This is a genomic window from Microvirga sp. RSM25 (genome assembly GCF_044784385.1).
In the GTDB taxonomy this organism is placed as follows: domain Bacteria; phylum Pseudomonadota; class Alphaproteobacteria; order Rhizobiales; family Beijerinckiaceae; genus Microvirga; species Microvirga tunisiensis.
Genome location: NZ_CP173040.1, coordinates 355,018 through 380,922, shown reverse-complemented (window position 1 = coordinate 380,922; position 25,905 = coordinate 355,018). Strand labels below are relative to the sequence as shown.

The following is a 25,905-nucleotide window of genomic DNA, read 5'->3' as shown; positions in this document are numbered from 1 at the left end:
CCGGGATTCAAATTGACATGCATTCAGGATCCTCGTCAGAGTGGGCGCCGCGGAGATATGGCCTGATGTGCCAGTCGTAGATGAAGCGCTGGTCAGGCGTGAGTATCGAAAGATCATGTTCAGCAACAAGCCGTGCCGTCGCCCGCGCAGCGGGATGCTCGAAGACATCGTCTGCCAAGAGATCCCCCAGCTGTTTGGATAACTCTTCGTTCGCCGAGTAATCTTTGCTCATGATCAACTTTCGTCATTCCTCGCTGTCATCCGTGGAGAGCCCTGAGCAGAGGGCGACTGGATCAGCTACGGGGTCGTACTACTGACGACTGATCTTCAGACCATCTTCCTTCCACGACTTTACATGCAAATTCGGGGCGATGTCATGAGCTCAGTCGGCAGCGGGGATGGTCGTGGAAGCGGCAGAACCCATCGATGCACGTGTTTCGTGTGCCATTCATTTTGATGTGCAACAGGGGTGAGTCTCATTGCCCCAAAAGAAGCCCCGTGCAGTTCGAACCCTGTTCGAGGCTTCTTGTTGCACTTCAGCGCTGTTCATTGCTCTGCTTGACCACGATTGGTACGATCAGATCGCCCCAGTAGCCTTTCTCCGAATGGAAGCGCTTGACCCTTTGCAGCTCGACCGAAAGGCCATGGCTGACGCAGTTCATCACCGCCTCGTTCGTCCGGTGGAGTTCGTTCGCAAGGATCCGCAGAGCCGATTCCTGCTCAGGAGACATCGAGCTGGCTGCCTCCTCGATTCTGCTCGTCAGGTGCGGCTTTTCTGATGCAGTCATGGTCTCACTCCTGTTAAACGCGAAGGCGATTACAGCATTCGGAATATCAACGGTCTGTCAGCGTCCGTCATGCGTAGCGCAATGCAGGCATGACGGACAATTTAGGCCCTAGCCGAACTGGTTCATGGTGTTGTGAGCACCGCCTGCCTTGAGGGCAGCCTCACCGGCAAAGAATTCCTTGTGGTCATCGCCGATGTCGGAGCCCGCCATGTTCTGGTGCTTGACGCAGGCGATGCCCTGGCGGATCTCCTGGCGCTGAACGTTGCGCACGTAGCCCAGCATGCCCTCGCTGCCGAAATACTCCTTGGCCAAGTTGTCGGTGGAGAGCGCCGCCGTGTGATAGGTCGGCAGCGTGATCAGGTGGTGGAAGATGCCGGCGCGCTTGGCTCCGTCGGCCTGGAAGGTGCGGATACGCTCGTCGGCTTCCTTAGCCAGCTCGGTGTTGTCATAGTCCACGCTCATCAGCTTGGCGCGGTCATACTTGGACACGTCCTTGCCGGCCTTCTCCCAAGCGTCAAAGACCTGCTGGCGGAAGTTGAGCGTCCAGTTGAAGGACGGTGAGTTGTTGTACACCAGCTTCGCGTTCGGGATGACCTCGCGGATGCGGTCGACCATACCGGCGATCTGCTCGACATGCGGCTTCTCGGTCTCGATCCATAAGAGGTCCGCGCCGTTCTGCAGCGCGGTGATGCAGTCGAGCACGCAACGATCCTGACCCGTACCGGGGCGGAACTGAAACAGATTGCTCGCCAGCCGCTTCGGCCGCAGCAGCTTGCCGTTGCGGTTGATCACCACATCGCCGTTGGTGCAGTTCTCCGGCGTGATCTCCTCGCAATCGAGGAAGCCGTTGTACAGGTCGCCGATATCGCCCGGCTGACGGCTGAAGGCGATCTGCTTGGTGAGGCCGGCGCCGAGCGAGTCCGTGCGGGCGACAATCAGACCGTCATCGACGCCGAGCTCGAGGAAGGCGTAGCGGATGGCGCGGATCTTGGCGAGGAAATCCTCGTGTGGAACGGTGACCTTGCCGTCCTGGTGACCGCACTGCTTCTCGTCCGAGACCTGGTTCTCGATCTGAAGGCAGCAGGCGCCAGCCTCAATCATCTTCTTGGCAAGCAGATACGTTGCCTCCGCATTGCCGAAGCCGGCATCGATGTCGGCAATGATTGGAACGACATGGGTCTGGTAGTTGTCGATGGCGCTGACGATCTCACGCTCCTTGACCGTGTTGCCGGCTTTGCGGGCAGCATCGAGATCGCGGAACAGAAGCCCAAGCTCGCGGGCATCGGCCTGGCGCAGGAAGGTGTAGAGCTCTTCGATCAGGGCAGGAACGCTGGTCTTCTCGTGCATCGACTGATCAGGGAGCGGGCCGAACTCCGAACGGAGCGCTGCCACCATCCAGCCGGAGAGATAAAGGTAACGGCGCTTGGTCGAGCCGAAATGCTTCTTGATCGCGATCATCTTCTGCTGGCCGATGAAGCCATGCCAGCAGCCCAGCGACTGGGTGTAGAGCGACGGGTCGGCATCATAGGCCGCCATGTCCTCGCGCATGATCCCGGCGGTGTAGCGGGCGATATCGAGGCCGGTCTTGAACCGGTTCTGCAGCCGCATGCGGGCAACCGGCTCCGGATCGATGCCATTCCAGGTGCCCTGACCCTCGATGAGCATTTGAGCCTGCGTGATCTGATCTTGGTACGCCATATCCGTATTCCTCGACTAAAAGGGATCGCTGGATTGGCAGTATAGGGCGCGTGTCAGGCCGGAAAGTTCAGTAAAAGTCGAGGTGAAAATCTTTACAAGGAGTCGAGTGTAAATCTGTAAATTATTTACAGTGTAGTTAGATAGCCGTGCTTAGACCAACATCTTGGAAACGCTGCTGAAAAACCGTGAGGTCCGATCACGGCTGCCTATGTGATTGTTACCTCTGGAGGATATCTCATCCTAAAGGCCAAGCCACTCGGATGAGCGAGGGAAGGCATTGCTCCCTCAAGGGTGTGACAAGTCAGGTGTCACGGTTTTTACAATTTAGCCTCTTGTGCTGACATCACTAGAGGCATTGAAGCCTCTCAATGGGGCGGAATTGCACCCCATTCCAGCCATGGAGGCGAAGGCAAGGCGGACGTACCAGCCCCAGTCGACCATGAAGTTCTGGGACGACATTTGAATACGGTATTCCGCAACCGTGCTCCCGCGAGAATACATTGATGCAGGAAAGTCTCAGCCTCGCGCGAAGGCGAGACACCGACCGAATCTCCCTTGATCGATACCCAGCCGTCTGCGCCTATGCATCGCCCGAATTGGTGTGTTCCCGATACTGTCCTTTTGTGTCGCTCTTGTTGTCGCTTCTCTCACTGCTGGATTTGCAGTGGCCTTTGCGTTTGGGCTCGACAGCCTCCTGGGCATCCGTTCTCACCTGAGCAAACGCCTGTGATCCTTTGGGCCTGAGACCGAAAACCCCATCCTGATCCGCTGACAGCTGCTGGACCAGCGAGATGGATGGAAACCCGACCAAGTCCAGCGATAAGAGAGATAGGAGGTCCTGGGCTTGGCCGGGAGTACGGTTGGGCGACCGGTCCCTCAAGATGAAGCGCTCGCGCTGAATCATCGGTGAACGGGGAGAACCCGTACCAACCCCTGGCATATCTCTGCACCGCAGACGGAGTTGAGGGTTGGCCGGATCGATCCCGCGTTTCCAGGCCCTTCAAGCTGGAGCTCCGCGCCCAAAGTTGCTCTTCAACTCTGGACGCCGAGCCAGGCGCAGAGTTCCTGCATGGTTGGGAACTGGTCCTCCTGTGAGCCCTCAGACATACTTCAGGGTGGATAAGTTCAATGGGGTTGATCAGCCTGGAATTTGGCTGGTGCTTGAACCAGAACACGGCGCGCTATTCATCACCGGCCATTCCTCTGCCAGCGTAAGGATCTGAAACGTCGCATCATCCATTACAGGCCACCCGACTATGACTCTCTGCGTCTAATATATGACCAGGCCGGTTATTAGACGGACCCTAAGCACGATCGGGCCGCCGGCCGGTCTTCTCTTGGCGTGGCTCACCCATGTCCGGTAGCTCCGATGGCCTCGGCTCGCCCAACACCCTATCGATCTTCGCGCGTGTGCCAGAGCCGTAGAATATAAATATCGGGCCCCCGGACCTCGTAGCGCATTTCATACTGTTGTCGGCCGAACTGAGAAACTGCCCCCCTGACGAAACGAAGAACTGACCCCCTCCTTGGCAAAGGAGGAATAGATGTCGACTGGGGTTTCAGTGGATCCTGCATTGTCGCGGACGATGCGGGGAGAGGAGATGCTTCAGGCTGAGGAGGTGGCCGCGATGCTGCGGCTTCATGAGCTTGGCTGGGGTGCCAAGCGGCTGGCCAAGGAATTCGGCTGCGCCCGCAACACAGTGCGGCGGTATTTGCGCGAGGGCGGGGCTGTGGCGTTCCGCAAGCCCGTGCGCCGGACCGCGTTCGACGGCTTGGATGACTGGCTGCGGGAGCGCTTCTTCCGGCATGGCGGCAATGCCGACGTGGTCCGCCAGGAACTGGCGAGCGAGCACGGGATCGTCATCGGGCTGCGCTCGGTGGAGTTGCGGGTGCAACGCTGGCGCCGCGAGCTGAAGGCGCAGATGCGCGCAACCGTGCGGTTTGAGACGGCACCGGGTCAGCAGATGCAGATCGACTTCGGCGACACGCGGGTGTGGATCGGTGGCGAGCGGGTGCGGGTGCACCTGTTTGTGGCCACCCTGGGCTACTCGCGCCGGCTGCATATCCGTCCCTCGCTGCGGGAACGCCAGGCGGACTGGTTCGAGGGTATGGAAGGCGCCTTTCTGCGCTTTGGCGGGGTTCCGGCCGAAGTGCTGTTCGACAATGCCAAGGCGCTGGTCGAGCATCACGATGCGGCAACACGGGAGGTGCGCTTCAATGGACGGCTTCACGCCTTTGCCCGCTACTGGGGATTTACCCCGCGCGTCTGTGCGCCCTACCGGGCGCGCACCAAGGGAAAGGACGAGCGTGGGGTCGGCTACGTCAAGAAGAACGCCATTGCCGGCCGCTGCTTCGAGAGCTGGGCGGCCCTCGAGGCCCATCTGGACCGGTGGACGCGCGAGATCGCCGATCAGCGGGTGCATGGCACGACAGGCGTGGCTCCGGCGGAGCGCTTTGCGTCCGAGGCCGGGGCGCTTCGCCCCCTCGGCGGACGAGCCCCGTTTGGGCAGTTGCGGGATCTGGTGCGCAAGGTTCAGGCGGACTGCGCCATCGACCTGGACACGAACAGCTACTCGGTGCCCTGGCGGCTGATCGGGGAGAGCGTCCAGGTGGTGGTGCTGGGTGGGCGGGTGATCGTGCGCCATGCCGGTGAGGTGGTGGCCGACCATGCCTTGTGCCGGGGGCGCCGGCAACGGATTGTCGAGCGGGCGCACCTGACCGGCGTGGTCGGCGCGGCCGGGCCGGTGCGATCGGCGTCGGCGGACCTCGATCCGCCTCCCGCCCTGTTGCGGCCGCTGGCCGAGTATGAGGCGCTTGTGGGAGGAGGCTGGTGATGACGGGTGTCGATCACGAGGGGCTGGTGACGATGCTCGACCGGCTCAAGCTGACGGCGATCCGCGACCAGCTCGACACGCTGCTGGACGAAGCAGCCCGTTCCGACATGACCTTGCGCGAGGCCCTGGCGTTCCTGGTTAGGCGCGAGATCGCACGGCGCGACGAGCGGCGGATTGCCATGGCGAGCAAGATCGCGCAGTTCCCGTTTGTGCGGGAACTCGACGGCTTTGAGTTCGACGCGCAGCCGTCGCTGGATCCGCGGCAGATCCGGGAGTTGGCGACCTGCCGCTGGATTGCGCATGGTGACGCGGTTTTGCTTTTAGGACCTCCAGGCACCGGCAAGACCCATTTAGCGGTGGCGCTCGGGCGGGAGGCGATCCGGCAGACCTGCAGCGTGCAGTTCGTCACGGCTGCCACGCTGGTGGCGATGCTGGCCAAGGCCCATGACGATGGCGTGCTCGACAAGCAGCTGACGATCCTAGCACGGCCGAAGCTGCTGATCATCGACGAGCTCGGCTACCTGCCGTTCGAAGCCAATGCAGCGCATCTGTTCTTCCAGCTGGTATCGCGCCGCTACGAGCGCGGCTCGATCCTGATCACCTCCAACCGCTCCGTGGGCGAATGGGGATCGGTGTTTGGCGACGCCGTTGTGGCGACGGCGATTCTGGATCGCCTGCTGCATCATTCGACGGTGATCACCATCCGCGGTGACAGCTACCGGCTGCGCGAAAAGCGCCGTTCCGGCCTACTGCAAAAGGCTGGAGCGGCATTCGAAACCGAGGGAGCCACAAAGCAATGAGAGGGGGTTAGATCTTCAATTCGCTCAAGGGGTCAATTCTTCGGTTCGCTTGACAACTGTCCGACGAGGATCCGGCGAACCTCGCGAGGCTCGAGTTCATGCAGTTGTTCCCCGATACGAGGATGTTCCAGTAACCGTCTTGGTGCGGCCGTTAGCGATTGGACCGCCTTTGCGGCAGCCGACTTGTTGATCGGCGCGAGAAAATCGTAGAGGCGCGTCAGGTCCGATAGCGCCTTTTCTGTCCATTTGAGGCCCATCAGCGGGGGGGCGGCAGAGGATTGTCACTGTCGAGGCTGTCCGCCCATGCCTGCACGGCCTGATGATCGATAACTCGGCCAGCATCCACATCTGCCAGTGCCTCAAGTGTGAGCTGCCTGCGCTCCTCTTCCCGCGCGATCCAGGCGGAGAGGGCCTGCTTGACGATCCAGCCTCGGGATCGTTCCAGCCTGGTCGCCATCTCATCCACCTTCTCAGCGAGAGGCAGCGGCACATGAGCCGTCAGGACCTTAGTTTTCATCTCATTCTCCCGATCATAGTCAATCGTAGTGATTAAGTTTGATTAAGTCGAGTTGGTTCCGGGTCCCCTTGCCTCTAGCCGATTTCCCAGGCCCTGTAATGTCGCCAGCCGGTCAATTCTCTCAGTAAGGCCCCAGCAGCAGGAGAATCAGATCGACGGCCTTGGGTGTGACCTTCAAGCGCTTCGCGCCTAGAGGCACGGTTACCAGAGGGCGCGACAGGTAGAGATCGACGAGTTCAGGCAGTTTGGAATTGCTGCGGCACTTGTTGGCCAATGAGATCGGGCTCCAGAGAAGCTCGTCGCTCTCCACACGCCAGCGGGCACCGAAGCCTATCGAGAAGAACCGATAGCCCGGCGGATGCGACCGGAAGAAAACGGAGCTAACTTCGTCGGCTAGGAAGCCGTTGAAGCCACTCGGACAGCTGTTTGGCAGGAGACTGTAGAGGCGCTTGATCTCCGCCCTGTCATAATTGTTTCCCCTGACCCGAAGCACCTCATCAAAGATCAAGCTGGGTTAGGTGTTCATCGCGGAAATCGCATTCGTTGCAATGTAACACAAGCGTCATTGAACAAACATTTTGGAACGAACAAACTGCACTCGGGGGTGAGCCGGTTGCATTGGCGTTCTGTACATCTACAGATACTTAACAGTATTCCGTCATGGTTCATCGAGATATGATCGACGTATAATCTCCAAAGGATGGGTTTGTGTCACTGCGCACCCTCAAAGTCATTTTTGGTGCCGTTGCCGTCTGCTTCCTTGTGGCGAGCGCCTATATCGCAGTGCTGGTGACAGAACGTCAGAAGGTGCTGGGAGATATTACGCACTATAACCCAGCCTGGCAGGCCAGCCAGGCGGTGTCAGAGTTTATGCGCCTCGAGCGCCGATTGGACGCGTTCAATCTCCCGGGCCGAGGTGTCGACAAGGACGAAGTTGAACTCCGCTTCGAGATCCTTCTCAGCAGAGCAACGCTCCTCATTGAGGGCCGTTTCCAGAACATCATTCGGGACGATCCTGATCAGCTGGCCACTCTCCGCCGTCTCGCTGATGTCTTGGCCTTGATGCAGCCTCTTATCACAGGACTCGAGCGCCCTGGCTCCGTCCAGCAGGCGCTTCAGCTGTTGGAGCCGCTGGAGGCAAGATTGCTGCAACTCGCATCCTACGCACAAATCCGTGGGGGTGAGAGGATCGCCCAGGATCAGAAAGCGCTCAATCGCCTGTACTGGATCTTCTCGGGACTATCGCTCGGCCTAATCCTGCTGGGACTGATCCTGATTGGCCTCTTCAGCAGGCATAATCAGTTGCTGGAACGAGCCCATAGGGATCTCCACGCTCTCACCAGTCATCTCGCCCATGCAGCTAGCCACGATGCACTGACTGGACTGGCGAACCGCGTGCTCTTCCATGAGCGATTGGCGGCGCATCTCACCAGGTGGCACCAGAAGGGCATCCGAATTGCTGTCCTGTGCCTGGATCTTGATCGGTTCAAGAGCGTCAACGATACATTCGGTCATGAGATTGGCGACGCTCTTCTGAAAGTTGTCGCTGATCGCCTTCGAAGGTGCCTGCGTGATGGCGGCATAGTGGCGCGCCTTGGTGGCGACGAATTTGGAATCCTTCTGGAGGCTCCAGGCGGGCTCGAACCGTGCACTGTTCTTGCGAGACGCATCGTGGAGCAGCTGAGCGCCCCCTACTCTGTCGACGGGCGTGAGATCGTCATCGGCACCAGCATCGGGATCGCCTCGGTCGAGGCAGATATTATATCGCCCGATCAGATGCTGAAGCGTGCCGACCTCGCTCTCTACGAGGCTAAATCTCAAGGGCGCGGCATGTTCTGCTACTTCGAGCCGAGCATGGAAGCGCGATTGGATGCACGCCGGTCGCTTGAGATCGATTTGCGCAAGGCTCTGGCCCACGATGAGTTTGAGCTGTTCTTCCAGCCTCAGGTTAATCTCACGCTCAACGAGATCAACGGCTTTGAGGCGCTTCTTCGCTGGCGCCATCCCAAATGGGGCAAGGTTTCGCCGGCAGAGTTCATTCCGGTTGCCGAGGACATTGGCTTGATTTCACCGCTTGGCGAGTGGGTCATACGGACGGCTTGCGCTGAAGCGGTCAACTGGCCGCGGGACATCAAGGTCGCCGTCAACGTCTCGCCGGTTCAGTTCCGCGACGGAGCCCTTGTGCAAAGCGTGCGCCATGCGCTGGAGAGTACCGGGCTTGCTCCAGAGCGGCTCGAACTGGAGATCACCGAAACGTCCCTGCTCGATGAGAACGAAGCGACGATGGCGGCTCTGCATGAGTTGCGCCGGCTGGGAGTGCAGATTGCCATTGATGATTTTGGCACGGGCTATTCATCTCTCAGCTATTTCCGCAGTTTTCCATTCGACCGGATCAAGGTCGATCGGTCTTTTGTGCGGGATCTTTCATCACGGCGGGATGCGATGACGATTGTACGATCGATCGCAAGCCTAGGGACTGGCCTCGGCATGTCCACTGTTGCTGAAGGGATTGAGACGCAGGAGCAGCTCCTCCAGGTTCAGACGGCGGGCTACACGGAGGCCCAGGGCTACTACTTCGGACGTCCCAAACCGGCTCATGAGCTGGTCTATTCGCTGGACCCGGCAGTATCGGCGCCGTCAGCCTAACTCAAAGGGGGCGATTTGGACAGTATCGATCGCCAGGTGCTCAACCGTACACGACCCGATACCCTCGTGCAGCTGAGCCGCTCTGTGACCATCACTCATGATGACTCGTTGGGAAAACGACACGGTTTGCCGCTTTTAGCGTTGTTGAAGCACCGTGCGGGGCTGCTGCATGCAGCGCCACCAGCATCACGACTTGGTCCTGATCCTGAATAGGGTCGAGGCAAGCTTGCCCGCTGGCAAGGGGGTCCACGCCGTCCTTGACAACCATGTTGCGCACAGGCCTCCAAAGTTTCGGGTCGGCTTGCCCATCATCCGCGTGGAATATTCCACGTCACTCCGACTTCACTCTCATGGCTCAATGCGGTGGGACATCCGTCTCGGCACTTATATGACAGCGGGAGGTGCGGCAAGTGTATTTCGCTGGCCGACTTCCGGGCCGCCTTCAACCGCTACATCGCTGAGCACATTGGTCGTCCAGTCTTTTCGTGCAGATCATAACAGAAAGCGATACTTGCCTGGGCCAACGGCCGGCCTGAGCCGTCCGAACGCGTCAGCGTACCAACCGGCGAAGCGGGGTCAAAGCGGGTGCACCGAATAGGGCAATCGCGCCGAAAGCACCCAACAGGTGGAGCTAGGTGGAGAACCAGCGTCGCATGGCCCGGCAATTCTAATGCTCTCGGATGTGCGTTGATGCAGGAAAGGCTCAGCCCGATGCGGAATTGAGCCGCCTCCTGAGTCGGTCTTGATCGGTTCGCTGTCGTCTGCGCCTATGCGCCCATCTTTCAGTGGCTGTCTCTCCAATGCTGTCCCTATGCATCGCCGTTGCCGTCGCGACTCTCACTGTTTGTTTCACAGTGACCTTCATTCTTTGCTTAGACAGAGTTGCTTCCAAAGTTCAAAGGATCGGCCGGAAGGCATAATCGACGTCCCGCAAAGCCTACTGCCTCTGTCGCCCCTTCACACCCGGGGTCAGAGCTGCCGGACGAAATGGTCGCCAACATAATCCCGCGGGACCTGAGCATTGAGTGCCAGTGCGGGTACAAGCCGACCATCCAAAGGCGTCCACCGACCTCATTGGTCCGCGCCTCACGTGCGGCCAGTGCGGTGAGGAACCAATGCCTTTCAGAAGCTTTGACCCTTGTGACGTTTCGCAGCCTGTGGTCGAGGCGCGATTGGGTCTTCAGCACGCTGGGCACAATCACATAGGAGTTTCGGTCTGGCGCATATGGGTATCGACAAACGCCTTCGCTTCAGCAATCGCGGTATCACGGTCGCTGTCCCGTGAGGTCTTCATCGCATCGAAGCTGAAGCGGCTTCCAGGCGAATAGATGTAAACAGTCCATCCCAGGCCAATGCGGACCACCTTCAGGCGATATCTGTGATACTCAATCTCATTGTCCATCGTCTCAGCCTCGGCATTTCAGCGAGAAGCCGAGGTGTCTACCGGCTTACGGTTGCAAAGCATATCACCCGTGTGGGGTATTCGGCTGTGTTAGCCTTTGCCTTACGGGCCTGAGATGCTTTTGTCGATTGTGCGCATTGTTGGGGTGCGGTGACCTCGAAGTCGTAGATACCGTTCAGTTCCCATGCATGCTCTCCACGCTCAGGCCAAAGGGCATACACCGCCCAAACATCCGCCATGTCAGTCCTGTTCTCGGGTTGGGATCATCATCAGGAACGCCTTGCGAGGCTCCGACACATTTCCTGTTGCAGCTCCGCTGCCTCTCGGCCTCAGCGGCAGTGCCGACCGACAGTTTGCCCATCACAGGATGCCATCTGGTCTATCGTTAGCCCTTTAGCGTGCAGGCCTATGCGCCGGCGATCAACAGCGCCCATCCAAGGAGCCCCATTGCGGCAAACAAACCCAGCCGCGTGAGCCGGTGAGCCAACCGATCAGTTGCCGGGGATTGCCCCATTGGTATCGGACCAATCATCATCTGTCATCGGTGACCCCGCCGCTTTGATTCTCACGCCCACGCCGTTTTGTGTGGCCACACGAACGCGCCGCCGGGCCGCCCGGCTCCATGCCACGTGCGCCTCGACCTTGAGATCCAGACCCGGGATCTCCAACGCAAATTCGCCCCGACGGCCGAGCGGTGCGGCGAAAGCAATGTGAGCTCTGCTGGAGGATCGATTCTGCACCATGCAATCGAGAGCTGGGGAGCGGTTGTTGAATACGGCCCGTGCGCTGCGGCCGACGACCCCCGAGGATGCCGGTGGCACTCACGGTTCTGGGTCATGGCGATGTCTTCCAGAGGCAAGATGGTCAGGCCTATACATATTTTATGATGCGCGCGCCACGAGACAAGATGTCGTCTTCACCGGGGTATAGCGCGACGATCTGGATGGAGCGCGCGACGATCAGGATCGGGTGATTGGCTGTCGCGGCGGGATGATGATTGTCGCGCCGTGACAGAGATGCAAGTGCTTTCTTGATTGTCGCGGAGCGTCAATCAGGATGAGGTTTTGATTGTCGCGCGGGTCGGCGGACGGCCTGGACCGCGCTTACGCTCAAGGGCTTCTCTGCGGCGATAGCTCTCCACATTCATCTCGAAGATGGTGGCGTGGTGGACCAAGCGATCCACCGCGGCGAGCGTCATCGCTTGATCCGGAAAGACCGAGTTCCAGGCTCCAAAGGGCTGATTGGCCGTAATCAGCAGCGAGCGACGCTCGTACCGGGCACCGATGAGTTCAAAGATGACGCTGGTTTCCGCCTGATCTTTGCTGACATAGGCGAGGTCGTCGAGGATCAGCAGGTGGTACTTGTCGAGTTTGGCAATCGCCGCTTCGAGCTGTAGATCCCGCCGCGCGCTCTGCAGCTTCTGCACCAGATCGGTGGTGCGGGTGAACAGCACCCGCCAGCCGTTCTCGACCAGGGCCAGGCCCAGCGCGGCCGCCAGGTGCGATTTGCCCCCGCCCGGCGGGCCGAACATCAACAGATTGGCGCCCTTCTCCAGCCAACTGTCGCCGGCTGCCAGCGCCATCACCTGCGCCTTGCTGATCATCGGCACCGCGGAGAAGTCGAAGCTGTCGAGGGTCTTGCCAGGCGGCAGGCGCGCCTCGTCGAGATGGCGCTGGATGCGCCGGCTGGCGCGCTCGGCCATCTCGTGTTCGGCCAGAGCCGCCAGGAAGCGGGCCGCCGGCCAGCCTTCCTTGTCAGCACGGGCGGCGAAGTCTGGCCAGATTGACTTGATGGCGGGAAGCCGCAGGTCGTTGAGCGCCAGGGTCAGGCGACCGGCATCAATATCGGAGCTCGTCATGCGACCTCTCCCGGATGCACGCGGGCGAGTTCCTCGTAGGCACTCAGCGGCACATGAGAGACCACAATGTCAGGCACGGCACCGGCATCCGGACTGAAGAGGGCGCGCAAGCTCTTGAGATCCGGCAGCCGGCCAGCATCGAGATCCGCATCGAGGCGCTCGGCAAGTTCGGCTTCGCAGGCGCGCTCATGCGCCAGGGCGAGCAGATCCACCATGGTGCGGCAGGCAACCCGGGCCGGCAGTTTGGCGCACATCGCCTCGAAGGCACGGGCGTAGGCTTGGCGGGGAAAGAGCTGATCGCGGTAGACCAGCCCCATCAGGGCCATGGGCTTGCGTCTGAGCGAGTGGATCACATGCCGGTAATCGACCACATGCCCGTGCCGGCCGTTGGGATGAGCCCGCCCGCGCGGCAGCGTCATCTGGTGCGTGCCGCCGAGATAGATCTCGAGGCGATCGTCAAACAGCCTCACGCGCAGCCGGTGGCCGATCAGGCGCGAGGGCACGCTGTAGAACACCTTGCGCAGGACAAAGCCGCTGGTCGAGGTCACCGTGACGATGGCATCCTCGTAATCGGCGGTGCGTCGATCCGGCAGCTCCTGAAGGGCAGCGCGCTCGACCGCGATGCGCGCGGTATTGCGGGCATTGCGGCGCCCGACCACCTCGTCGATGAAGCGGCGGTAGGCACAAAGATCGGCGAAGTCGCGCGCGCCGCGCAACAGCAGGGCATCGTCGATCCCCTTCTTGAGGTGGCCGTGCACGCTCTCGATGGCGCCGTTCTCGTGGGCGACGCCCGTGTTGTTGCGGCTCGGCTCCATGCCGTAATGGGTACACAGGGCATCATAGCGCTGGGTCAGGTCCTCACGGGCGTCGCGATCCAGGTTGCGGAAGGCAGCCGAGAGGCTGTCGCTGCGGTGCTCGCGTGGCGCACCACCCAGGGCCCAGAGAGCGTTCTGCAGCCCCTCGGCGAGAGCGACATAGCTCTCGCCGCCGAGCACCACGTGGGCATGCTCGAAGCCGGAATAGGCGAGCCGGAAGTGATAGAGCCGGTGATCGAGGGGCTGGCCGGCCACGGTGATGGAAAGGTCGGCCATGTCGGTGAAGTCGGACAGGCCCATGCGTCCGGGCTCATGCACCTGACGGAAGATGACCTCCTGCTCGGGGCCGTGCAGGGCGCGCCAGGCAAGGACGCGGCGCTCGAGGGTGCGGCGGATGCCGGTGCCGAGCTCGGGATGGCGACGGACGATCTCCTCGAAGAGAGCCACGGGCCGTAGGCTCGGGGCGGCTTGGAGCAGCGGGACGATCTCGCTGTCCCAGACGCTCGCGAGCGGGTCGGGACGCCGGCGCCCGCGCGGGGCTTTCCTCTGGGAGGGCAGACGCGGGTCTTTGTCGATGCGGGAGGCGGTGGAGGGGCTGAAGCCGGCTTTGGCAGCGGCGATCGGGATGGTGTTGGTGTGACGGAGCTTCATGTAGAGTCTCATCTGGCAGTCGGTGATGTGGCGGCCGGGCAAGGGCTGGGTTCCTCATTGGCGTGAAGAAGCCCAAGTCTTACCCGGTCGACCGCGACGGCCAGACGGTGCGATCCGTACGGATCGCACCGTCACCTCTCATTCTGATTGCCGCTCAACTTCCACCCTGATCGCCGCGCCTTACCGGGGCCAGATTCAATCCGGGGCACAAGCGCGAGAGATTCATAGCCTGTATGGACATCTTGCCCTCGTCACAGTCTGCGTCAGTTGACCTTTGTGAACCTTTCCGGCTTCGCTGGGTCCGTCGACAATTGGGACACAGTCATCGATCGGCCCATCATCGCGCGGATCGGAGCGGATCTGACTCTTGAAGGGGATGTCAATTGCGTCTGGAAGCGACCCTATTCCGGCCTCTGGCCTTTGCCTGATACAGAGCGATATCGGCCTCGCGAAGGAGGTCTTGAACGGTGGAGGCTACACCGGTCGCACAGCCGACACTGACAGTCACGTTAAGACGCAGCCCGCGAACAACCATGGCGACAGAGGCGAACGCATGCCGGATTGTCTCTGCCAATTCCTCTGCTTCTGCCTGACCCAGAGGTGCCATGGCTCCGAACTCCTCCCCACCTAGTCGGCCAAAGACACTGTCAGGGAGATGATCCGACAGAACTCGGCCAAAGATTTCGAGGACATGATCGCCCACCTCATGGCCATGGCTGTCGTTGAGGTTCTTGAAATTGTCCAAGTCGAAGAGGAGGCAGCTGACCGGCGCGGTTCGTTGCCCGGAGAGCACGGCAGAGGCCTTCTCAAAGAAGGCCCTTCGGTTCGGAATCCCTGTGAGAGGATCAACCAAGGCAGCGCGCCTGTATTCAGACGCGAGTTGTTCTTTGGCCATGGACAGGAAGACGAAGGCGATCGCCGGCATGAAGGTCGCTACGGCCAGTGCCATGAGTCCTGACCCTTGCGGCGCCGGGGCATCGATCCAAAGAGCATGAGCAAGCGAAAACCCGAGCGCTCCGCGCACGACATTGAACCCGGCCAAGCTAATCAGCAGGATGATCGCGGCGAATTGGGACGCCAATCGCTGAGGGGCATGGCGCCAGAGTTCCCAGGCGGCAAGCGCCGAGTATCCGACACCGATTGCGGAGGTGAGAATTAATCTGGCACTCGAATGATCGAAGAGGAGGGGAAACGCGGCGCACCACACAATGGCGCCGATGAAGAGACATGGCAGTTTCAGCAGCCGTCCATTGAAGACCCGGCACCCTTCATAGAGGGCACCATAGGCAAGCATCAGGAGAATGTTGGCCGCGAGCACGATGACCAGGGTCGGCGCGCCTTGTGCGACAACCATAAGGCCCATGCCAGCGAGGACGAGGAAGAACGCCAGCCCCCACCAGGCCAGAGCCCTCACCTGGTGGTTGACTGCCCATGCGAACAGAAGAAGTGCCGTGAGCACAGCCGTGTTCACAACAAACACTGTACCAAGCGTAGGGAAGTCGAGCTTCATCGATCGCTCAAAGGAGTTGAGCGTCGCCTTGAAGGGCGTACGGGCTCCAGGCGTTCAATCGCGTCAAACCACCTTGCCCAAATTATCATTCTGAACATCGTTCCCCTTCCCTGCCAGAGGTTGGGGACTTCTCCCGGTCACCCCGCTGTGTCGTCGCAAGTTTAACAAGCGCCAGATGCCCCGATCCTTATTTCCGCTTCGCGGTGCCGGCGTCGAGCCGCACATCCTCTATCCGGTGAAGACCTGCCTGAACGAAGCCGAGTTCGCCGAGACCGCCAAGCGCCTGATCGACATGTTCAACGAGAACTTCAAGCGCTTCGACGGCCACGTGGATTCGGACGTGCACTCGGCAGTCCCGCAGACCTCAATTGCAGCTTAAACCGTGATTCTACGACGCCGATAAATGGCTCAAGCCTCACATTCTGCAGTGCTGGCCTTGTCCGGACCTCCCATCGAGAGCCCGGGATCAAGGCGATGGCGCGGCCGCAAACGAGACGAGTTCGAAGAAAAAGCTCTCCTTCACAAGCGCCAACGCGGTCCCCGACTCGCTGAGGATCGCAGCGATGTGCTCCAGGATGATCTCAGGGCATGACGGGTGAGCGAGGTCGCAGCGTCGCTCTGGATCCTCAGCGGGGTCAGCGGTGAGCGGCCCGACGCGGGCAGCCAGCGTGCGACGGGACGGATGAAGCGGCGCAATGACGGTCCCGAACGGGACATCTGTCGTTTGCAGGAGATCGTTCATGCCTGCAGCGAGGCGTTGCGGGATAAACCAATTCTCGGCCGCCGCGAGCGGCAGTGTGCCCCGCATCAGCCGAACCTGCCGGTAGTCAATGGCTTCGCCGGAAGCGGGTTCTAGAGCCAATAGGACGTCGTCAGGGATCACGGCCGGTGAGAACCGCTGACGGATCTCGACAGTGACTGGCCCCTGCGACAGGCCATGCTCCTCGCACCATGACAGGAGCGTTTTCGTCGCCGTTGCACCAGCGGTAAGCCGGGCACTGAGGTCCTGAATAGGGGCATCGGGCGTGGATTGTGTCGTCATGACGGGTCCGGCCCGTCCGCATCGGCTGTCGCCTGCCGAGCGATCGCATGCGAGACCAACGCCAGCTCGTGATCGGACAGGGCTGTCGGCGGGGGGATCAGGAGTACGTTGTCGATCAGGCGGGTGGTCCCGACAGTGGCGGCGACACACAGGGCAGCCGGCTGCTCGACCGTCCCCTGAATGGCGTCCAACGTGCGGGCATCCCGCAGCTCGAGATACTGCAGTTGGTCGACCTCGGTCATGGAAGCCCGGGCCAGCGCGATCAGCCGCTCGCTGTCCCGCTCCCCTCCCTGTAGGCGGCCTGGGCGACCAACAGACCCTGGCTGAGGCAGCGGGCGCGCTCGCGATCGGTGGGGCTCAAGTAGCTGTTGCGGCTGCTCAGGGCCAAGCCATCCGGCTCACGCACGGTCGGCACCGTGACGATCTCGATGGCTAAGTTCAGGTCGCGCACCACCTGCCGGATCACGGCACATTGCTGGAAGTCCTTCTGGCCAAAGAAGGCCGCATCCGGCTGCACGATGTTGAACAGCTTGGTCACCACGGTGGCGACGCCCCGGAAGTGCCCGGGCCGAACAGCGCCGCACAGCGGCTCAGCCACAGGCCCAGGCTCAACGTACGTCTGGAAGCCGGGCGGGTAGATCTCGCCGGCATCCGGCACGAAGATCAGGGTCACGCCGGCCGTGCGGCAGAGGTCGTGATCCTGCTCCAGAGCGCGCGGGTAGCGCTCGAGATCCTCGTTCGGCCCGAACTGGGCCGGATTGACGAAGATGCTCACCACGGTGATGTCGCAGCGGGCGACGCTCTCGTCGATGAGCGCCCGATGGCCCGCGTGCAGGAAGCCCATGGTGGGCACAAAGCCGACCCGCAGGCCTGAGGCGCGGTAGCCGCGCAGGCACTGCGTCAGCGATTTGATCGTGCGGAAGGTGAGCATCAGCGGCCTCACGAGCTGCTGGAGGGATGCGGCATCCAGGCGGATACCGCTGCCAGGGCATCGGCCGGCAAGGCATAGGATTCAGCAGCGGACGGAAAGGCCCTCCTGCGCACGTCGTCGGCCCAGTGCGTGAGCGCCTGCTGCAACAGATCGAAGCCGTCGACGTAGGTGCGCACGAACTTGGGCCGGTGCCCCTGGGTCAGCCCGAGCACGTCATGCAGGACGAGAACCTGGCCCGAGCAATGCGGGCCAGCGCCGATGCCGATGGTGGGGATGCTCAGGCTCTGGGTGATCCGCGCCGCCAGCTCGGAGGGGATGCCCTCGAGCACCAGCGCAAAGCATCCGGCCTCCTGCAGCCGATGCGCGTCCTCCAGGATCTGGATGGCGTCCTGCGCGCCCCTGCCCTGCACCTTGAAACCGCCCATGGCATGCACGCTCTGCGGCGTCAGCCCGAGATGGCCCATGACCGGGATCTCGCACTCCACGAGAGCCCGGATCGTCTCGACACGCTTTTCTCCGCCTTCCACTTTCACGGCCGCCGCTCCGCGCTGGAGAAAACCGCCGGCATTGCACAAGGTGTCGTCGAGGCTGAGGTGGTAGCTGAGATACGGCATGTCGGCCACGAGCAGGGCACGAGGCTTGGTACGGGCCACGGCTTCGAGATGATGGTTCATCATCGCCATGCTGACCGGCAGTGTGTTGTCGAAACCGAGGCAGACATTGCCGACGCTATCGCCAACCAGGATCATGTCCACGACAGGATCAGCCAGCCGTGCCGTGACGGCATCATAGGCCGTGGTCATCACCAGCCGCTGGCCATCACGCGCGCTGCTGCAGCACCGGGATGGTGATCGGCGATCGATCGGTCGAAGCGTGATGGCTCATGCGCAATTACCTAATCTCTGGGCCGGAAAGGCATCTGTCATCGTGTCCATCCGTTCGAAAGTGCCGATCTTAAGCTGCCGGCACGCGATAGGTTCGGCGGGCTTTGAATGACCGATCGTCGGACCGCCTCAACATGATCAACAGACGCTCCTTGGTTGTCACGAAAGACGAACTCTCCATTACAGAAATCAAAGTGTCGCTCTTTCATCGATTGCTCCGAGATGTTGGCTTCCGTCAGCGGAAACTTACCTCAACGACCTGTACGCTGCCCTGATATGTCTTCGGCCAATCTGATCGTCGTTCTGATGGTGAGGACTCCTACTAAACAGACTATTGGGGTCTAGGACCTTCGTTTAAGCCAATTTCTGAGCCAGGCGGCTGCCGCGAACAGGATGGCGCCGCCGATCGCTTCGACAAGCAATGCACCAACGACATGCATGTAGACATTGTCCGGGATCTCCGTTGAGAGTGCGGAATGGATCTGATGGACGACGCCCACTGCGAATCCAGTCAGCCCACCATAGACAGTACTGGCGGCGATGCTCCACATCTGCTCCGGCTCAAGGCGCTGTTTCATGCTGCGCTCTCCCCGGAACCGCAAGGTCTTGCGCATCGAGACTGGATGACTTTGAGGATCGCCGGTTCAGGTGTGCCTTGAGAACTGGAGAGGCGCTAAATTGGATGACCCGGCGGGGCTCGATGGGCACCTCCGATCCTGTTTTGGGATTGCGCCCTGTGCGCTTTCCTTTGTTACGCACATTGAAGACGCCAAATGAAGAGAGTTTTACGTTCTCGCCGTCTTCCAGCGCAGTGCAAATCGTCGCGAGGACCTGATCGACCAGGTCCGCGGCAAAGTCCTTTGTGACGATACCCTGTTGGTACACGGCTTCAGTGAGATCAGCGCGGGTTACACTCTTGCCGGCCATCAGCGCACCCCGATGAGGTCAAAAAGGGGGCTGCCGTCACCAGCAGCCTGAGTTTGGGAGGAACGACTTTCCTCAGAGGAGCGAAACCACAGGGTAGATGTGGCTTGCGCAAGTCCCTTACCATCAATCGCAGGTATTTGAAGCCTCGTTGCGCGCGTGTAATCGATTACGAAATTTTATTTTGCCAAGTTAAGGCTAATCTGTGGCTCAGGAGACACAGGCAGGAGCGCCAACCTGCCGAGGAGATCCAGATCCGATAATGCGGCTGCAGGCAGTCCGAGCCGGCACGAGTTAGAGTCCGGCCCAGTCCAGCAGCGCGAGATGTAAGCTTCAGGGCTGGGCTGACGAGGTTTGCTTGCCGCGGGCTAGTTGCCGCGTTGGGTCATTCGGCGATGGATTGCTGTCGTCTCAGGCGCCTCGTCCTACCGGGCTGCGCCCGAAATTGCTCTTCACCTGCGGACTGCCGAGCCAGCCGCACAGGTCCTCAAGCGTCAGAAAGGAATGCTCGATCTCAATGAAGGGAGCTGGTCGCTTCCTCCGAGGAAGATCTTCCAGCAGTTCGGCCGTCCAGGTCGTGTTCGTGCTGCGGTATCCGGATTTGACAACGCTGCCTATCACCTCGCTATTCAGGAGGAGATCGTAGGCGCCAGGCGCGAGCTGGATAAGGCGATAGGTCATGATGCGCTCTTAGCAGACTTGAGTTGCATCTCAATCCACTCATCAGCTTTGGCGAGGACAGCCTCACGATCCGGAGCCATGATCAGGGTCGGTCGCTGCTTGGGCCGGGCCACGAAGGCCATCCATTCCAAGCCGACATGGCTGAGGCGGATTTGGTAGCCGTGACGCTCCACCACGTCGGCTTCCGTAAGATTGTGAGGATCGGGTAAGATCTTCATCGCAGATAGGGACATTGGGGATCGATACATGAGGCGAGCGTCGCGCCAGGGAGCTCGGATGTGCGTGGTAAGCCTGGCAGGACTTGAACTCTCAACCAGACCGGTAGGATGGGACGCCGTTTCCGCGTGGGAGGTGCAACGTCCTTCCTCCGAACTGTATCTGCAGCTTTGCCCGCATACGCTCTCCATCCATCCATTCCGCCGGGTGTAGCCCAGACGGTCATGTGGGCGCGTCTTCACTTTTCACAGGGAACGGGATCACGACACATTGCCCCCGAGATGGCGGCGCTGGTGCCGAGCTTTCCCATTCTGCCCGGGCCGTCGACAGGGCCAATGTCATTCCCTGCCCGATCGCCCTGGCGAGATCCTCATAGCCAGCTTGCACGGTGAAAACCCGCTCATAAGCGCCATCGGGAGCATTCAGGAGCAGATGCAGGCAGGGCGGGCCGTGTAAAAACCCGTCTTCTTCGCCATCCGCTTTCACAAGGGAAAGGTGCAGGCCGTCGACCTCTGCGAATGTCTCGAGGGTATCGTAGCGGATCGCCTTGGGCATGGACCTGACGGACATCGGCTAGCCTTTCCCTTTCGTACTCCGCGTTCGGATGGCTGGCGGCCGAACGTGCCGCACTGTCACACCCGGACGGCTGCCATGCTCAGGAACGAACATCACACCTTCTGCCTCAAGGATTGTTTGCAGGCCGTGCAGCATTATGGCCTGGGCATCCAGGGGCCCGTCCACGGGCCAGTCGAACCTGACGCTGTAGTGCTGACCTCGGCTCCCCACCACATGGGCATCAACACTCAGGGCGAGGCAAGGAATCACCAATACAAAGTCGGGTGGAAGGGCGACAGGGGCCGCGAACCGGATACGAGCCCCTCCCGTCGATATGTCGACCACAGTACAGACGACGGCGAGAGATTGGTCTTTGAGTAAAGCCTTAGCCCGGTAATCACAGGGCCACTGACGGTGCCGGCCGCGTTCGTCCTCTCTCGTCATGGTAGACTAGCGCCTCCGGTCGGGCCGATTTCGGAGAGCTGTGGTGACCGCGAACAGGATTGCGCCGCCTAAGTCTCCGGCGATCACGTCGAAAATGGGATGCGTGAGAGCGCCTTCCGGGATGTCGTCTGTGAGGGTGTCGTGAATTGGGTGGAAGACTGTAAGAGCGATACCAATCAGGCAGCCATAAAGAGCGCCACTTGAGACGCTCGAATGCTGCTCCGGCTCTAACTCCCTTTTCACGCTGGTCACCCTATCCAACCCTCAATGTCATGAAGTCAGAACCCGATGAAGGGAGGACGCTCGGTTGATGTGTGCCTTGGCACGAGCCGAGGCGTTGAATGGGATGACTTTCCGGGGTGCAATGGGCACCTCTCCTCCAGTCCACGGATGGTGACCCGGGGGCTTGCCCTTTCGGCGAACTGTGAAGACTCCGATTAAGGACAGCTTCACGCTCCCGCCCCTGCTCGAGCGTGGTGCCAATCTCCTTGAAGACTTGATCAACCAGGTCTGCGGCATATGCCTTTGTCACGGCAGCCTGCCGGTACGCAGGCGGGGCCAAATCGGGCCAAGTTATGCTCTTGCGAGGCATCGGCATACTCCAGTGGAGACAAAGGAAGCACTGCCGTTGCCAGCAGTCCGCATTTGGGAGGATCCCTCTTCTCAGAGGAGCGACACCGCACTGCATAAAGGGGTAAGCGGGTCGCACGAGTTTATTACCATTAACCCGCTGCTTTTGAAGTATCAGTTCGTCAATGTAATCGATTACGCAACTTTGCTTTCAAAATCATGCATATATGTGGCTACAAAGACACAGGCGGTGGATGTCTTATGTCGTTCGAGTGAAATGATTGAGATCAATCGGCGCTATAGGCGGAATCTGAGTGATAAGGGTGTGAGAAAAGCTATTTTGGACACAGTCGCGGAACCTTTGAGACCAGAAAGTTTGCAGCGGATTCGTCACCCGGTCGACTTCAAGTCCGCACTGACTTTCGACATGGCGAACTTCAAGAACTTGAGGCTTTACTGCTATCCCATCCGCATTGTTGTGCTCAACGTCAGCGCAAGGGCGCCTCGGATTGCTGCCAAGTGGTATACAGGCTGTTTATCGAGCATCTTGCTAGACTCGGTGGCACACGACGTCTGCGGTCCCTTCAGCTTAACTTACGTGTCTATCTCACAACGGATTGAGGGCGCGCCCGACTATCCGAAGGCGAGCCAGGTGTTTTGATGGACGATGGTTCTGCCAGCGCGGCATCGTAGACGGTACGGTGGCGAACTAGGTAGGCCTCATCAGCCTGAATTCTTGACCGAGCTAAGCCGGCCAGACGCTTCCGGTTCGGCGGCGCCATTGCCCTCACAATGTCGCTGATGGCACTCGCGAGGGCACCTGCGCTTCTGGCTGGGAAGAGGCGGTCGACCGTCGGGTTGACCTTCTCGGCCATTCCACCAATGTTTGATACGAGCAGAGGCCGAGCGGCTAATCGTGCTTCCTGAATGACAATAGGCGAGTTCTCCCACCAGATTGACGGCACGACAATCCAGTCGCATGTGGCCATCAGGTCTATGACATCCTCTCCACGGTAGCCTCCCATGAGGCATGTAACATCCTTAACCTGAGCGAGAAGTTCCTGGGTCCGCCGGTCGAATTCCGTATTGCGATAGTGTCGATTCTCACCATGGATGCGGATCATCACCTGCCGACGAACATCTTCCGGCAAGGAGGAGGTCGCCTCGAGAAGAATATCCAACCCTTTGAACGGATTGATCTGCGCAAAGAATCCGAACACCAGTCTCGCCTCTGAAGGAGTTGGGTGAGCCCTGCCCTGCTTCCGGGCGCTTAGAGCGTAGGAGCGTGCAACTGCAGATGCATCGAGCAGGTTCTCGATGACGGTGATCCGCTCCTTCGGAATTCCCCATGCGACATACCGCTCCCTCAGGAAGTGACTGGGAGCGACAAACTGGTCAACACTCTCGAACAGCGACTTCAGGATCGTGTCGCGGACGAAGAACTTCCCGGCCCCAATGGCTGGGTAGCACAGGCCGCACTCACCAGGCGACGACACGTGGCACAATTGTCCATCGGTCTTCACCATCTGGCCATATTGCGCACAGATAGCGGCAAATTCATGCAGGGTAAACACGACACGAACCCCCACCCGCCTGAACAGTTCGAAGATCTCGATTCCCCAGAAGATGAAGTGATGGATGTGAACGACATCCGGCCTGACACTCTGGACGAGGTCGTTCACGAGCCGTTCGAGTGCGTCATACCCAAAGCTCTGGAACGTAAATCCATCAACGGGAGGTGCTGCGACCAGGATTTCATCGGGCCGAGCGCGGAAACTGCCAAAGGAGGCATCATGACCAATCGCCTCATGACGGGCATAGGCAGCAAATACGGCCTTTGTCACTCCCGGACTTTGTTTCAGGCGTTGGAACAGGGCGTAGGCTGCCCGCTCCCCTCCCCCGGGATTGAGATCGGGATGGCCGTGCGCGAGAACGAGGATCCGCATCACTGTGCCTCGGTCACAGCATGCCGATTCCGGACGCACTCGCTGCGCCTAAGGAGCGCACGAGGTCGCGCTTTCGCACGCCGATCATTCTGCGCTCCAAGTCGGAATGCACGGGCGAACCGGTTGGGAGCGGGAGACCCTCGGACAAGCGAGCATCCCATCGGAAGTTGAACTCAACACAGTTCATGTAAGTGATCATCTCCCGGAACTCGGGATCTCCCATTCGGCGGATCGACTGCCGCTCAAGGTGATAGAGGCCTGGCCGGACATGGATCCAGATCTGGGCACCACGCTGTCGGGCCCGCAGACAGAGATCCGCATCTTCAAAATCCCCTCGCTCATAAGCCGTATCGAGCCCTTCAAGATCCCGAAAGAGACGAGCCGAGAGCGCCATCAAGGCCCCTGTCACCGCCTCGACCTGCTGGGACATGCCCCCCGGTACGATGCGAACGGCAAGCCCTTCATGGGATGATCGGCCAAGCGAAGATCGCCCATGAGCCGGGAACGGGGGAATTCCATGCCGATATGTTGAATGGTGTCGTCTTCATAAAGAAGCGAGAACCCGATAACCGCCTCGGGCTGATGAAACTCTTGCCGCGCGCGTATGGCATCGGCCGCCTCATTCAAGGTCGTCGGATTGAGAACCAGAATGTCCGAGTTCATCAGAAAGATCACATCACCGCGAGCGGCCGTGAACCCGAGATTGTTGGCGCGCGCGTAGCCGTAATTGCTGGCGCATTGCAGCAGAACGGTCGGAACCGTGATCGAGGACTGGCGGGCGCTCAGGCGGCCATAGATTTCGGGCCAGATCCGCGGATCGTCGACGACGAGCACAAGCTCGAAACCTGGCCCCAGAATCCGCTGCAGGTGGTAAACGCAGTTGAGAAAGAACGCATCGCCGTAAAACGGGATGATGATGGACGAGAGAGGTTTGGTTTGATCGACAGCAGGGCCAAACTCAAAGCGCCGTGCACAGGCGCTCATCTTCGGACGAGCGAGGATCGGACGGTAGACATCCCGGATGAGCGTCTCGGGCAAGGACTGGATTGGACCGAAAGTGTCCCGAACAAGGCGCACGGCTTCGGGCTCATCATCCACACCAGTCACGGTCCAGGGGCCGTGGAAGATGGCCTCTGCTCCTGTCGGATCGACCTCCACGACATAGATGGACTCGGCGTTTCCCATGCCCGTGGTCGGAAGGACGGCCGTAAAGCTTGAGTCGACCGCATCGCTCTGACGATCAGCGGTTGCTTCGGTCACGGTCTCATCGACAGCATGGACCGCAGTTTGACCGGACGTCAGCCAGCGGCGAAGATCCGCCGTCACGATGTGAAGATCACGCCCCGCGAGCGCGGTCGCTCGGCCCCTGAGAACCAGACCAGAATTCGCGCGAATGGCGCACTCGATCCGGATCGGGGTGAGGTCGTCAACCGACCTTATCTGAGGTGATGCCTGAAGGACTGAGGTGATCTCCGGCATCCCGACCGCTTGCAAGGCATCATGCAAGGCCAGCCTGAAGCCGCGATCAAGGAGCCGCGCAGGATCGATGGTGCCCATTTCGATTATTCCGGACCACACTTCAGCCGTGCCCGCGTGAACAGCCGCATGCACGGGACGATCGGTGCTGAAACCCGTCGATGCGTCGCCCCCAAAGATTGTCAGGTAGACAATGCCGGATCTGCTGCGCAGCCGCACCGAGGAGGGACGACTTCCAGGTCCTCGTTTTGCCGTCGTAATCGAGGGTCCGTTGATCCTGATCCAATCCTTGGCATCGCTACCGACGCTCACACCATTTTGCTCGAGAGTGAAACGGTACGAATGCTCCTTGGACGAGCCGCCGGATACGCAGATCAGGCCGATGATCGCGCCACCAATCTCGAATACTTCGTTTAGATGAGCGCGCATGGTTCGGTTGAGGGAGCGTTGAACGTGTAGCGCTCGTTTTGGAGAAATGTTGGCAGGTCGTGCGCGATAAAGGCAGCTCGACTTACGCGGGCGATGCTATAAACAATCTTTCTTCAGGGCAAGGGCGAGAGTGTCCCATCTTGAGTCGAGGAAGAGCGCTTGTTGCGGATGTGCTGCCAACAAGAACCATCGTAGTTCTTGATCGAAATGCATTCCCACAAAAGTGCAGCCTTTCCCGGGACACATGCCTTCTGTTGACCAGACGACCCATTTTCCCATGGACTACGA

At 60.2% G+C, this 25,905-nt stretch carries 25 protein-coding genes and 4 pseudogenes; 4 read left to right on the top strand and 25 right to left on the bottom strand.

Features of this window, described 5'->3' with window-relative positions; genetic code table 11:
• Window positions 1–7: 7 nt before the first annotated feature.
• From ACD578_RS27790 to ACD578_RS27780, 3 genes are all read right to left on the bottom strand, one after another.
• Window positions 8–232, bottom strand: coding sequence for a hypothetical protein (locus ACD578_RS27790; RefSeq protein ID WP_404295267.1), 225 nt, complete (start codon window positions 230–232; stop codon window positions 8–10).
• Between the two features lie 304 nt (window positions 233–536).
• Window positions 537–788 carry a hypothetical protein gene (locus ACD578_RS27785; RefSeq protein ID WP_404295264.1) on the bottom strand — a complete coding sequence of 84 codons (252 nt, stop codon included), beginning with the start codon at window positions 786–788 and terminating at the stop codon, window positions 537–539.
• A gap of 108 nt (window positions 789–896) precedes the next feature.
• Entirely contained in the window at window positions 897–2,486 is a 1,590-nt protein-coding gene (locus ACD578_RS27780) for an isocitrate lyase (RefSeq protein WP_404295262.1), read from the bottom strand.
• 1,544 nt (window positions 2,487–4,030) lie between these two features.
• On the opposite strand from ACD578_RS27780, the gene istA (ACD578_RS27775) reads away from it, so the two are divergent.
• Window positions 4,031–5,320, top strand: a complete 1,290-nt coding sequence (gene istA / locus ACD578_RS27775) for an IS21 family transposase (protein WP_404294640.1) — start codon at window positions 4,031–4,033, stop codon at window positions 5,318–5,320.
• Window positions 5,320–6,120, top strand: coding sequence for an IS21-like element helper ATPase IstB (gene istB / locus ACD578_RS27770; RefSeq protein ID WP_404292504.1), 801 nt, complete (start codon window positions 5,320–5,322; stop codon window positions 6,118–6,120). The genes istA (ACD578_RS27775) and istB (ACD578_RS27770) overlap by 1 nt, the downstream gene beginning before the upstream one ends.
• Before the next feature lie 59 nt (window positions 6,121–6,179).
• Here the strand turns inward: istB (ACD578_RS27770) and ACD578_RS27765 are convergent.
• The 3 genes and pseudogenes from ACD578_RS27765 to ACD578_RS27755 all read right to left on the bottom strand — a co-directional run.
• A pseudogene (locus ACD578_RS27765) lies at window positions 6,180–6,377 on the bottom strand (type II toxin-antitoxin system RelE/ParE family toxin); the annotation flags it as partial.
• Window positions 6,377–6,637: a CopG family ribbon-helix-helix protein gene (locus ACD578_RS27760; RefSeq protein ID WP_404295259.1), complete on the bottom strand. Its 261-nt coding sequence runs from the start codon at window positions 6,635–6,637 to the stop codon at window positions 6,377–6,379. The gene ACD578_RS27760 and the pseudogene ACD578_RS27765, both read right to left, overlap by 1 nt.
• 121 nt (window positions 6,638–6,758) lie before the next feature.
• Window positions 6,759–7,145, bottom strand: a complete 387-nt coding sequence (locus ACD578_RS27755; protein WP_404295257.1) for a helix-turn-helix domain-containing protein — start codon at window positions 7,143–7,145, stop codon at window positions 6,759–6,761.
• Between the two features lie 200 nt (window positions 7,146–7,345).
• Between ACD578_RS27755 and ACD578_RS27750 the strand changes: the two genes are divergently transcribed.
• The gene (locus ACD578_RS27750; protein ID WP_404295254.1) at window positions 7,346–9,283 is read left to right on the top strand and encodes a putative bifunctional diguanylate cyclase/phosphodiesterase; all 1,938 of its coding nucleotides are present in this window, start codon (window positions 7,346–7,348) and stop codon (window positions 9,281–9,283) included.
• A 91-nt stretch (window positions 9,284–9,374) separates the two neighbouring features.
• On the opposite strand, the gene ACD578_RS27745 is transcribed toward ACD578_RS27750, so the two are convergent.
• From ACD578_RS27745 to ACD578_RS27725, 5 genes are all read right to left on the bottom strand, one after another.
• Window positions 9,375–9,551: a hypothetical protein gene (locus ACD578_RS27745; protein ID WP_404295251.1), complete on the bottom strand. Its 177-nt coding sequence runs from the start codon at window positions 9,549–9,551 to the stop codon at window positions 9,375–9,377.
• 930 nt (window positions 9,552–10,481) lie between these two features.
• Complete coding sequence (locus ACD578_RS27740) at window positions 10,482–10,685, bottom strand: hypothetical protein (RefSeq protein WP_404295248.1); 204 nt, start codon at window positions 10,683–10,685, stop codon at window positions 10,482–10,484.
• Between the two features lie 1,051 nt (window positions 10,686–11,736).
• Window positions 11,737–12,543 carry an IS21-like element helper ATPase IstB gene (gene istB, locus ACD578_RS27735; protein ID WP_404295246.1) on the bottom strand — a complete coding sequence of 269 codons (807 nt, stop codon included), beginning with the start codon at window positions 12,541–12,543 and terminating at the stop codon, window positions 11,737–11,739.
• Entirely contained in the window at window positions 12,540–14,021 is a 1,482-nt protein-coding gene (gene istA, locus ACD578_RS27730) for an IS21 family transposase (protein WP_404295481.1), read from the bottom strand. Before istA (ACD578_RS27730) ends, istB (ACD578_RS27735) begins: the two co-directional genes overlap by 4 nt.
• Window positions 14,022–14,388: 367 nt before the next feature.
• Entirely contained in the window at window positions 14,389–15,519 is a 1,131-nt protein-coding gene (locus tag ACD578_RS27725; protein ID WP_404295244.1) for a GGDEF domain-containing protein, read from the bottom strand.
• A 193-nt stretch (window positions 15,520–15,712) separates the two neighbouring features.
• On the opposite strand from ACD578_RS27725, the pseudogene ACD578_RS27720 reads away from it, so the two are divergent.
• Window positions 15,713–15,898 (top strand): annotated as a pseudogene (locus tag ACD578_RS27720) (phosphoenolpyruvate carboxykinase (ATP)); the annotation flags it as partial.
• A gap of 87 nt (window positions 15,899–15,985) precedes the next feature.
• On the opposite strand, the gene ACD578_RS27715 reads toward ACD578_RS27720, so the two are convergent.
• The 14 genes and pseudogenes from ACD578_RS27715 to ACD578_RS27650 form a co-directional block, all read right to left on the bottom strand.
• Window positions 15,986–16,561, bottom strand: coding sequence for a hypothetical protein (locus ACD578_RS27715; RefSeq protein ID WP_404295241.1), 576 nt, complete (start codon window positions 16,559–16,561; stop codon window positions 15,986–15,988).
• Window positions 16,558–17,492: pseudogene (panC, locus tag ACD578_RS27710) on the bottom strand (pantoate--beta-alanine ligase). Before panC ends, ACD578_RS27715 begins: the two are co-directional and overlap by 4 nt.
• An 8-nt stretch (window positions 17,493–17,500) precedes the next feature.
• Window positions 17,501–18,377: pseudogene (gene panB / locus ACD578_RS27705) on the bottom strand (3-methyl-2-oxobutanoate hydroxymethyltransferase).
• A 340-nt stretch (window positions 18,378–18,717) separates the two neighbouring features.
• The gene (locus tag ACD578_RS27700) at window positions 18,718–18,954 is read right to left on the bottom strand and encodes a hypothetical protein (protein ID WP_404295238.1); all 237 of its coding nucleotides are present in this window, start codon (window positions 18,952–18,954) and stop codon (window positions 18,718–18,720) included.
• Entirely contained in the window at window positions 18,938–19,303 is a 366-nt protein-coding gene (locus ACD578_RS27695; protein ID WP_404295235.1) for an integration host factor subunit alpha, read from the bottom strand. The genes ACD578_RS27700 and ACD578_RS27695 overlap by 17 nt, the downstream gene beginning before the upstream one ends.
• A 408-nt stretch (window positions 19,304–19,711) precedes the next feature.
• Window positions 19,712–19,981 (bottom strand): hypothetical protein, encoded by a 270-nt coding sequence (locus tag ACD578_RS27690; RefSeq protein WP_404295232.1) that lies wholly within the window; start codon window positions 19,979–19,981, stop codon window positions 19,712–19,714.
• Window positions 19,978–20,214, bottom strand: a complete 237-nt coding sequence (locus tag ACD578_RS27685; RefSeq protein ID WP_404295229.1) for a hypothetical protein — start codon at window positions 20,212–20,214, stop codon at window positions 19,978–19,980. The genes ACD578_RS27690 and ACD578_RS27685 overlap by 4 nt, the downstream gene beginning before the upstream one ends.
• 205 nt (window positions 20,215–20,419) lie before the next feature.
• The gene (locus ACD578_RS27680) at window positions 20,420–20,752 is read right to left on the bottom strand and encodes a hypothetical protein (protein WP_404295226.1); all 333 of its coding nucleotides are present in this window, start codon (window positions 20,750–20,752) and stop codon (window positions 20,420–20,422) included.
• 18 nt (window positions 20,753–20,770) lie between these two features.
• Window positions 20,771–21,196: a PilZ domain-containing protein gene (locus ACD578_RS27675; RefSeq protein ID WP_404295224.1), complete on the bottom strand. Its 426-nt coding sequence runs from the start codon at window positions 21,194–21,196 to the stop codon at window positions 20,771–20,773.
• A 6-nt stretch (window positions 21,197–21,202) separates the two neighbouring features.
• Window positions 21,203–21,439 carry a hypothetical protein gene (locus ACD578_RS27670; RefSeq protein WP_404295221.1) on the bottom strand — a complete coding sequence of 79 codons (237 nt, stop codon included), beginning with the start codon at window positions 21,437–21,439 and terminating at the stop codon, window positions 21,203–21,205.
• A gap of 27 nt (window positions 21,440–21,466) precedes the next feature.
• Complete coding sequence (locus ACD578_RS27665) at window positions 21,467–21,715, bottom strand: HU family DNA-binding protein (protein ID WP_404295219.1); 249 nt, start codon at window positions 21,713–21,715, stop codon at window positions 21,467–21,469.
• Between the two features lie 653 nt (window positions 21,716–22,368).
• Window positions 22,369–23,712 (bottom strand): glycosyltransferase, encoded by a 1,344-nt coding sequence (locus ACD578_RS27660; protein WP_404295217.1) that lies wholly within the window; start codon window positions 23,710–23,712, stop codon window positions 22,369–22,371.
• 13 nt (window positions 23,713–23,725) lie between these two features.
• Window positions 23,726–24,142, bottom strand: coding sequence for a glycosyltransferase family 2 protein (locus ACD578_RS27655; RefSeq protein ID WP_404295215.1), 417 nt, complete (start codon window positions 24,140–24,142; stop codon window positions 23,726–23,728).
• Complete coding sequence (locus ACD578_RS27650; RefSeq protein ID WP_404295213.1) at window positions 24,118–25,617, bottom strand: glycosyltransferase family 2 protein; 1,500 nt, start codon at window positions 25,615–25,617, stop codon at window positions 24,118–24,120. The genes ACD578_RS27655 and ACD578_RS27650 overlap by 25 nt, the downstream gene beginning before the upstream one ends.
• Window positions 25,618–25,905: the final 288 nt, after the last annotated feature.